The sequence below is a fragment of the Microbacterium sp. Y547 genome (assembly GCF_057669785.1).
Window position 1 is genome coordinate 159,765 of sequence record NZ_JBYHFN010000006.1, and the last position, 8,682, is coordinate 168,446.

The 8,682-nt window shown below is 66.5% G+C and carries 4 protein-coding genes and 1 pseudogene; 3 read left to right on the top strand and 2 right to left on the bottom strand.

What is annotated here, in order from left to right; genetic code table 11:
- Positions 1–156 precede the first annotated feature (156 nt).
- Positions 157–4,197: a family 78 glycoside hydrolase catalytic domain gene (locus AC25Y0_RS11500; protein WP_488121780.1), complete on the bottom strand. Its 4,041-nt coding sequence runs from the start codon at positions 4,195–4,197 to the stop codon at positions 157–159.
- 227 nt (positions 4,198–4,424) lie between these two features.
- Between AC25Y0_RS11500 and AC25Y0_RS11505 the strand changes: the two genes are divergently transcribed.
- Together AC25Y0_RS11505 and AC25Y0_RS11510 are read left to right on the top strand one after the other, a co-directional pair.
- On the top strand, positions 4,425–6,566 hold the full coding sequence (locus AC25Y0_RS11505; protein ID WP_488121779.1) for a CocE/NonD family hydrolase: 2,142 nt from the start codon (positions 4,425–4,427) through the stop codon (positions 6,564–6,566).
- Positions 6,567–6,683: 117 nt separating this feature from the next.
- Positions 6,684–6,833 carry a hypothetical protein gene (locus AC25Y0_RS11510; RefSeq protein ID WP_488121778.1) on the top strand — a complete coding sequence of 50 codons (150 nt, stop codon included), beginning with the start codon at positions 6,684–6,686 and terminating at the stop codon, positions 6,831–6,833.
- 60 nt (positions 6,834–6,893) lie between these two features.
- Here the strand turns inward: AC25Y0_RS11510 and AC25Y0_RS11515 are convergent, their stop codons facing one another.
- The gene (locus AC25Y0_RS11515; RefSeq protein ID WP_488134695.1) at positions 6,894–7,358 is read right to left on the bottom strand and encodes a hypothetical protein; all 465 of its coding nucleotides are present in this window, start codon (positions 7,356–7,358) and stop codon (positions 6,894–6,896) included.
- A 711-nt stretch (positions 7,359–8,069) separates the two neighbouring features.
- Between AC25Y0_RS11515 and AC25Y0_RS11520 the strand changes: the two are divergent.
- Positions 8,070–8,529 (top strand): annotated as a pseudogene (locus tag AC25Y0_RS11520) (IS1634 family transposase); the annotation flags it as partial.
- Positions 8,530–8,682 lie beyond the last annotated feature (153 nt).

The window sequence follows — 8,682 nt, forward strand, 5'->3', positions numbered from 1 at the left end:
CGTCCAGAGCCCGTCCAACTCGCAGTGGGACCCGCTGTTCGCGGACATCCCGCTGATCACGATTCCACCGCCGGTGATGTGCATCCTCTTCCAGAAGCAGGTTGTGGCCGGGATGACGAGCAGCGCCGTCAAGGGCTGACGCGACGCACGAGCCGGTCACTGCCCAGGAGGGAACGCCGCGTACCGAACGGTCTTCGTGTCCGAGACCGTCTCACCGTCGGCGATGCGCGTCGCGACGATCGTCACCTCGCCCGCGGGGATCGCCGCGAGCCTCGAGTTGACCGAGACGCTGACCGACGTGCCGGGCTGGACGTTCGTGAACGTCTTGTTCCCGTACGGCGTCGCGATGACGACGTCAGCCTGCACCGTGGCGTTGTTCGCCGCCGAGACGGAGAGGTACGTCTTGCCGCCCAGCATCCTCGGCGTCACTTCTGCGCCGAGATCGAAGCCGTCCGGGCACGCCGCACCGACGGCGCTCGGGTCGCTGTCCCGCGACGCGCTGACGTAATGGCACCCAGCGGGCACCTCGATGACGAGGTACCCACCCTCGCGGGCGGCCTGAGTCTCGATCCGGTCCACGAAGAGAGTGCCGTCTCCCACGCCCTCGACGGGAACGGACACGACCGCGGTCGAGCCCGACGGCACCCGAAGTCCGAGATCCGTCCGGCCGCCCTCCTGCGCGTATGCCGCGCGGATCAAGCCGCGCACGGTGGGCACGCTGACGTCCGCGGAGGACAACCCTCCCGGCTGCAGCTTGACCGAGAACTTCTCGTACCCCGGCTCGATCGACCTGATTCCGAACACACCGCGCGGGATCATGAACGCCGGCGACGAGGCCCAGGGATGCGAGAACGTGGTGTTCGACTTCAGTGCCGGGTCCCAGGCCTCCATCGTGGCACCCGCACCCAGCGCGATCATGTTCATCCAGCTGCGCTGCCCCGTCGACGTCATGAGCCCGTACGCCGCGTCACCCTGGTCGCCGTCATAGAGCGCCTGCAAAAGGAAGGGCGCGCAGTACACGCTGCATTGCATGCCGCGACCCGCCAGGTACTCACCGACGGTCTCTCGCTGATCGTCGGCTGTGACGCCGAACGCCTGCGCGAAGACACTCGCGTGGATCGCATGATGACCGGTGCGCACCTTCGCGGCATCCATCCCGTCATCGAATGCACCGGCGTCCCGGTCGTAGAGATAAGTGTTCATCGCCTCGCGCAGCCGATCGGCGATCGCGCCGAAGCGCACGGCGTCGTCGGCGTGACCGGTCGCGTCGGCGATGTCGGCCATGTCGCGGTAGCTGCGATAGGCGAGCGCGTTGACGACGGTGTTGTACTGACGGAACTGGTACCCGTCACGCTCGCCCGCGGGCCAGTCGACGATGTCGCAGTCCGTGCGGCTGTTGCATCCGTCCGAACCCGATGTCTTGCGAATGAGCCCCGTCTCCTCCTCGAGGTACTGAGCGGGAAGCTTCGACACGAGTGCGTCATAGTGTTCGGAGGTGAACGACTCGTCCCCCGTGGACTGCCACAGTTCGTGCGCGGCGAGGATCAGGTACATCGGCCATTCGGTCGGCCAGGTGCGCCTGCTCAACAGGTACTCCACCGAGTACTGCGCGAGGGTCGGGTCAGCATCGAGATAGATGTGCGACTGCAGCTGGATGAACACGTCAGCTTCATACGGCGCGCGCTCTCGCGTCCACGAGTCGCCGTAGATGTCGAAGTTCTGCGAGTCGATCGTGTGCCGGGACAACTCCCAGACCGCATCGATCGCTTCACCGTCGCCTCGGAACTGAGCGTCGTCGCTCATCGGGTAAACGAGCGCGGCCGCCTGCAGGTTGTCTGCCGTGACAGGCTCGGGCGCCCCGATGATCTCCACGTAGCGGAACACCCGGAAGCCCCAATTCTGCAGCGCCTCCCCGTTGCCCGACAGCGTGTAATAGTCGCGGTAGTTGTTGCCGGTGCGCATCTGCCAGCGCACGGTGTTCGCCGTGGTGGTGCGATCGGTCAGCTCTTCGCCGTACCGGATCTCTACGCGCGCTCCCGCGGCACCGTCCAGTTGAAGCCGTACGCCGCCGAGCCAGGAGCGGCCGAAGTCGACGAAGTAGTGGCCCGGACCCTTCTGCACGATCCGCTCGGGAGCGTGGAGCTCTTCGGCGAGATTCTCGGTCGTCGACGGTGCGAGGCGCGGCAGAGTCGATCGCGCGGACGCTCGCGCCCAGGAGGAATCGTCGAACCCGGGCTCGGCGAATCCGAAAGGGTAGACGCGCGCGTCGAGGTCCTCGACCGGTGCGCGGAAGTACGACGTTCCGATCGACCCGCCGCTCGGGTAGACGTCGGTCCCTCCGCGGCTCGTCCACTCGCGCCCCGTGTCGAAAACCTGGCGAGTCCCGTCCTCGTATTCAACGATGAGCTTCGCGAGGAACCCCGGGCCCTGTGTCGAATGGGCGAGCGCTCCGATGGCGTTGCTCTCGCCCGCACGCACGAGCGATGTGACGTCGTACCCGCCGAATCGGTTCTCGTCGGCGGCGGGTTGCTGCGGTCCGGCACCGACGAACTCTCCATTGACCCAGATGCGATAGACGTACTGGCGCCCCGGGGCGGTCGACGAGCCGCTGGTGAACAAGGTCGCCCATGCCACCGGCTTGTCTTCGAGCGCCGCTTCGCCGCGCAGGAACGCCCATTCCTCCGCGCCGCCCGCCTGCCCCGCGCGCACGCAGTCTGCGGACCGCGGAACCGTCAGTTCCCCTGACTCGGCGGTGCCGCAGGGGAACGCTGAGTCACCGCTCGGGAAGGCGTTCTCGTACACGACCTGTCCGCGCGGGCTGGTCACGCGGAGGTTCGAGAAAACGCCGACCTCCTGGCCGCCGTTGCGGAACCCGATCCCGCCGGCGCGGACGCCGGGGACGACACGCGAATCGACCTGTGTGCCGTTGACGGATGTCGTGAACATGTCGCCTCGCGCCGAAATCTTGATGCGGTTGGTCGTGCCGATGCCGATCGCGGGAGACACCACCGTGTGGGGCAGCGCGGTGAAGGTGCCGTTGACCCTCGTGTGCGGCACGATGCGGGAGTTGTCGCCGCGGATCTGCCACATGACGTTGTTCCGGGCGTCCGCGGCCCGCAGCAGAATCCCCGTCGCGACGTTCGAGACCTTGACGTCCACTTCGAGGTCGTAGTCCGACCACGGGCCGAAGTGCATGCACCCGGTACGCTGAGCGATCGGGATGGACAGGGCGGACCCGGTCAGGGTGCCGCAGCTGAAGTCGTTGTATCCAGTCCCCTCGAAGTCGTTCTCGTAGAGCACGGCCCCGTGCGGGTCGGTCATCCGCACGTCGTCGACGACGAAGGACTCGGTGCCGCCGGTGTAGAAACCGAACCCGCCGCTGGCGAGCGTCGCGTCGACGGTGGTGTCGACCAGGACGTCATCGAGGTAGGTGCGGATCACGTCACCCTCCGCTTCGATGCGGATGTCGTAGAGTCTCGCGCTCGCTCCGTTCTCGATCTGCACGCCGAGCGGGACCGTCTTGAGCACGGCGGGCGACGGGTCGCCGTCGAGCTTTCGGTGCACGGCGAGCTCGTTGACACCGTCACCTCGGAACTGCCACAGGTAGTAGTTGTTCGCGTCCGTCGCTCTGAACGCGACGGTGACATGACGCTGCACGAACCGCGCACGCAGACTCAGCGAGAAGTCCGACCCCCACCTCTCGGATCCGCCCACCCACACAGTGTCCGCAGAGGACCACCCGGCACCAGGGCCTGTACCGAACATTGCCGCCGTCGCCCATGACGTCGCGACCCCTGCCCCGTCCCACGTCATGACACTCCAGAAGTACCGCTCGCCCTCGGCGAGTTCCGGACCCGCGTACGCGATGCCGCCGATGCGGTCCGACTCGACCCGCCCCGAGTCCCACACATCAGCGGCGTCGCCCAGGAGCTGCTCGGACGACGCCACTACGACACGGTAGGCGGTCTGGGACTGCGACGGCGCGAGGTTCCACCGGAACGTCGGCGCCGTGGCGGCGTCGACACCCATCGGCGCCGGCAGAAAGTTCGTGGAAAGAACGGATGGCGCGGGTCCGGCTTCGACCGCCGACGCAGACCGCGCCGGCACACCCGCGAGGGTGATCGCCAGCGTCGCGGCAAGTAGCGCGATCAGTGGCGCGCGAAGGGTATCGCGCAGGCGCGTGCGAGCAGTGTTCACATGTCCTCCTTGACAAGCGTGCCGTCGGCCACCCCGTCGGCGTCGAGATGCCGACATCGTGCGGACCCGAATCGTGAATCGATTCAGCGGTCACGCAGAGGCTACCAGTGCGGACAGCATCGCGAAACGGCCGATCCGCGCGGCGTTTCCGGCGGAGGTAACGACCGGGTAACGAGCCATCGGGCAACCCTTCCCCCCGGCATCCGCACCCCCATAGCCTCAACGGCATGACACAACACGTGCGCCTCAGGCGCTTAACACTCACGCTGGCCTGCACAACGGGCCTCGTCCTTGCCAGCCTCCCCGCCGTCGCGCAGGCGGCCGAGGTTCCCGTCACCCCGCCCGACACGATCGTCGACGCTCCCCTGACGGGTGGCATCACCCGCGACCAGAACAGCCGAGTCCCGGCAGGCGCCGCCTGGACCGAGCACTACTTCTCCACTTCGGACGGAAGCGATGTCGAACTGCACGCCGATGTGCTTCGACCCGTTCACCTGCCGCTCGACCAGCCCACCCCCATCATCCTGTCGGTCGGTCCGTACTTCGGGCACATCGGCCAGTCCGGCAATGACCGCCACCCCCACACCGGCCCCTCGGACCGTTTCACCGACCTCATCGAGGGCGGATCGCTCATGGAACGCGGCTACACCGTCGTCTACGTCGACCTCCGCGGATACGGCGGTTCGACGGGCTGCATCGACTTCGCCGGACCCGGCGAACAGGCCGACGTGGTCGCAGCAGTGGACTGGGTCGTGAACCAGGAATGGTCCACCGGCAAGGTCGGCCTGTACGGCAAGTCCTACGACGCCGTCACCGGCCTCATCGGAGCGAACCTCGAGCCCGAAGGACTCGAGGCCGTCGTCGCACAGGAGCCGCTGTGGAACATGTACAACTACCTGTACAGCAACGAGGTGCCGCGCTCCAACGTCACCGGCACCCCGCGTGCCTACAACGGGATCGCGTCGCTGCAGGGCATGGCCGATGACACCGCGCGGTACAAAGCCAACGCGGCGTACGAGATCGCACACCCCGAATGCCTCTCGAACAACCTGCGGGATGCACTGGAGCCCCGTCTGGACTCGGAGTACTGGAGCGCCCGCAACCTGGCCGAGCAGGCCAAGGGTTCGACGGTCCCGCTGTTCGTCACACAGGGCATGACCGAAGCGAACACCAAGCCCGAGGACTTCAACGAGTACCTCACCAACCACGAAGGACCCCAGCGCGGCTGGCTCGGTCCGTGGGACCACGTGCGCGGCGGTGACCGCAACGCGGCCGGCGTGCTCGAGATGGGACGCGAGGGCTGGTACGACGAGGTCATGCGCTTCTACGACAAGTACCTCAAGGGCATCGAGCCCGAGGTCGTCGACCCCGCGTTCCTGATCCAGGACAACTTCGGCTCGTGGCGCGCACAGGACTCGTGGCCCGCGATCGACCGCACCACCGTGATCGACCTCGAGCCCGGGTCGTACGTCGATGACGACGGCCGCACGGCCGCCCCGGCCGGCGCTGCCACGTTCGACATGGAGAACGCCCCGAGCCTGCTGCCGAAGGGCGATCTCGTCAAGGCCGAGAGCGGCAACTTCCAGGCTCGCAGTCGCAGCGCGGAACCGCCGCGGACCACATCGGACGCGGACGGCTACTACACCTGGTCGCGCCCGCTGAACGATGAGACGCGCGTTTCGGGTACTCCCACGATCTCGTTCAACGCGACCGGCACCGGCAACGTGCTGGCGCGGCTGTGGGATGTCGCACCCGACGGCACCGCGGTGATGTTCACCGAGCAGATGTCGAGGGTGGCCAACGGTACGGTCACGTTCGACCTCAAGGACGTGGACTGGACCCTGCTCGAGGGCCACCAGCTCGCCGTCGGCATCGGCACGAACTACACCCGCAGCTGGCCGCGCAGCGGCTCGGGCGGGACCATCACGGTGAGCGAACCCACCCTGACGCTGCCGCTGGCGAGCACCGCGAACGACCAGGAAGCGCACGGCGCGCGCGCGCCGTTCCTGAGCCGGTACCTCACGAGCTACACCAGCCGACTGGCAGGCATCGAGGGCACCTTCTCGCTGAACGCGGGCTTGGATGTCACGGCCGAAGTGACGCCGCGCTCCCTCGCGGGCAAGGTCTACCTGTCAGTGTCGGCGACGAACCACGATTCGGTTCCGGTCGACCTGACCATCTCGACCGTCTACGGTGCCAAGACGTTCACGAACGTTGCGCCGGGCAAGACGGTCTCGGTGTCGATCAACACGCGTCTGGCGTCGGTTCCGGCCGGTGAGGCGACGGTCACGGTGACCGGAACCATCGACGGCGTCTTGTTCAGCGGAACCGAAACGGCTCCGTTCGTCGGGTTCCCCGTCGAAGGCTAGTCAGCCGCAGAGTGACCAGGGGCGGGGATGCGCAGTCAGGCATCCCCGCCCCTTCTCGCGCGTGCAGCTCCCGTCAAGCCCCTATCCGCCCCGCGGATGCAGGCCTAGCCTTACGGCATGGATGAAGAGCGACGCGCCGAAGACCAGCCCATCGAACAAGACGCCCCGACGGGCGGCGACGAGACGACAGAAAGCGAACTCGAAGCCGACAACGCCGTCGAAGAGGACATGCTCAAGACGCTCGACCCGAACGACGCCCCCGCGTGACGAATACGTCTCGAGTGCGCCGCCGATCCGCGATGCTGAAGGGTAACGTCGTCCGCACGGTCAGATGGTGAAGTTGTCGGTGATCGTGGGAATCGTGCACCATCCGCCCCAGACCAACGTGACAGCGCCCGAGTACGACGCCGAGTGCCAGCCTGGCGACCCGATGCCGACATACCGGTCGCCTGAATCGTCACCGGCGCTCCACATCGCGGCGCTGTCGTTCCACCCTATGGCGAGGTCGGTTCCGACCGTGAGGGTTCGGTGGACGACGACGCCTTGGCTAGAGCTGAACCCGTAGTTGACATACATTCGCCCGCGCGCGCCCCGGTTGTATCCCTCGATCCAGGCTGTTCCGCAGTTATATGTCTGCACCGCATAGGTAGTCGGCCCTCCCTTGCTGGGCGTCGGGCAGTAGCCGCGCTCCTGGGCGTATGCCAGAACGTCGCCGGTGAACTCATCACACGCGAGGACGGCCTCCACAGAGGCTGCATCTTCAGGAATCTCGCCGTCGCCCACAGCGACCACGAGGGCTATGACAGTCTTGTATCGACTGACTCATCGGCGAATACGGCGGACGAGCCAAGAAGCACCCCGCACACGGCCGCCGCCGTCGCCGTCGCCGTCGCCGTCGCCGTCGCCGTCGCGATGATTGCAACTGAGATCCTGGACTTCTTCATCATTTCCCCCGTTCCGCAGGCGCTCATCCGCGACAGGATCAGGATGAAGCAATCAAGGGGCTGTGTACCACTGCTGACGCCAGATCTCCCCCCTCTTCCTTGCCTTGAGGCGGCGTAGCGTGACACGCATGGCCACGCGGAGAGCATATTTCCCGACCGCCCGAGGTCTCGCAGCTGCCCTCTGGGTTCTGCAGAGTAGGGGATATGGGACAAGGGTCGGATTGCCTGAAAACGGGCCAACGAGCGAGGGCGACGAATCGCAGAATCTTCACTCAGAAGCTGTCCTCTGGGCCAGCAGGCTCGGCGTTTCGCAGGCAACAGGACTCGTGCCCCTCGATATCGATGCTCGCGAGCTGGCAGACTTACCAACCTTGCAGCCCTACCTCCGAGACCGTCGCTCGGAGTTAACCTCGTGGCTCGACGACGTTTGCCCCCGAAATGAAGGCAGGCACTCCCTCCCTCTCCACACGATGCCCGCAGAGACGATCTCATCTGTCCTCGGGGTAACCGCCCGACGCTGACCCGAGCGCGCCGAGCATCCAAGCCGAGCCATGACGTGCGGCCGCTCAAGAAGGACCGCTTCGTCAAGCTCACCGGCACCCGCCCCGCCGTCGACCAGGTCCTCATCGACCGCGCCCGGCAGCTCGCCGGCCTGAAAGGGTACGTCACGAACATCCTCCAGGTCCGGCTCCCCGGTGGTGAGGTCGTCGCGGCGTATCAGGAGCTGTTCCGGGTCGAGCGGTCGTTCCGGATGGCGAAGACCGACCTGCGCGCGACTAATGTTCCACCACGAACGGGATTCGATCCACGCACACCTCACGATCGTGTGCACCGCCCTCGCCGTCTCACGCCACCTACAAGAGGCCACCGCGGCCAGCGTCCGCAAGATCATCCGCAGCCTCCGACCACTCGGCGACGTCAGCATCAGCATCGGCGGGAACGAGATCACCGCGACCACGCCGCCCGGAGCCAACGCACAGGAAATCCTCGACTCACTCGACCGGAGCGCTACGCACTAAATCGGCACGACTTCGAGGGAGGCCCGCCCTCACGAACGGAAGCGACCCGGAGTAGGGAATTTCGATGAGCACAACTGGGGAATTTCAGTGAGCGCCGTCAACGCGGAGCTGCTCGCGGAAAACTACCCCTAAAACGCGAAAGGGCCACCCAGC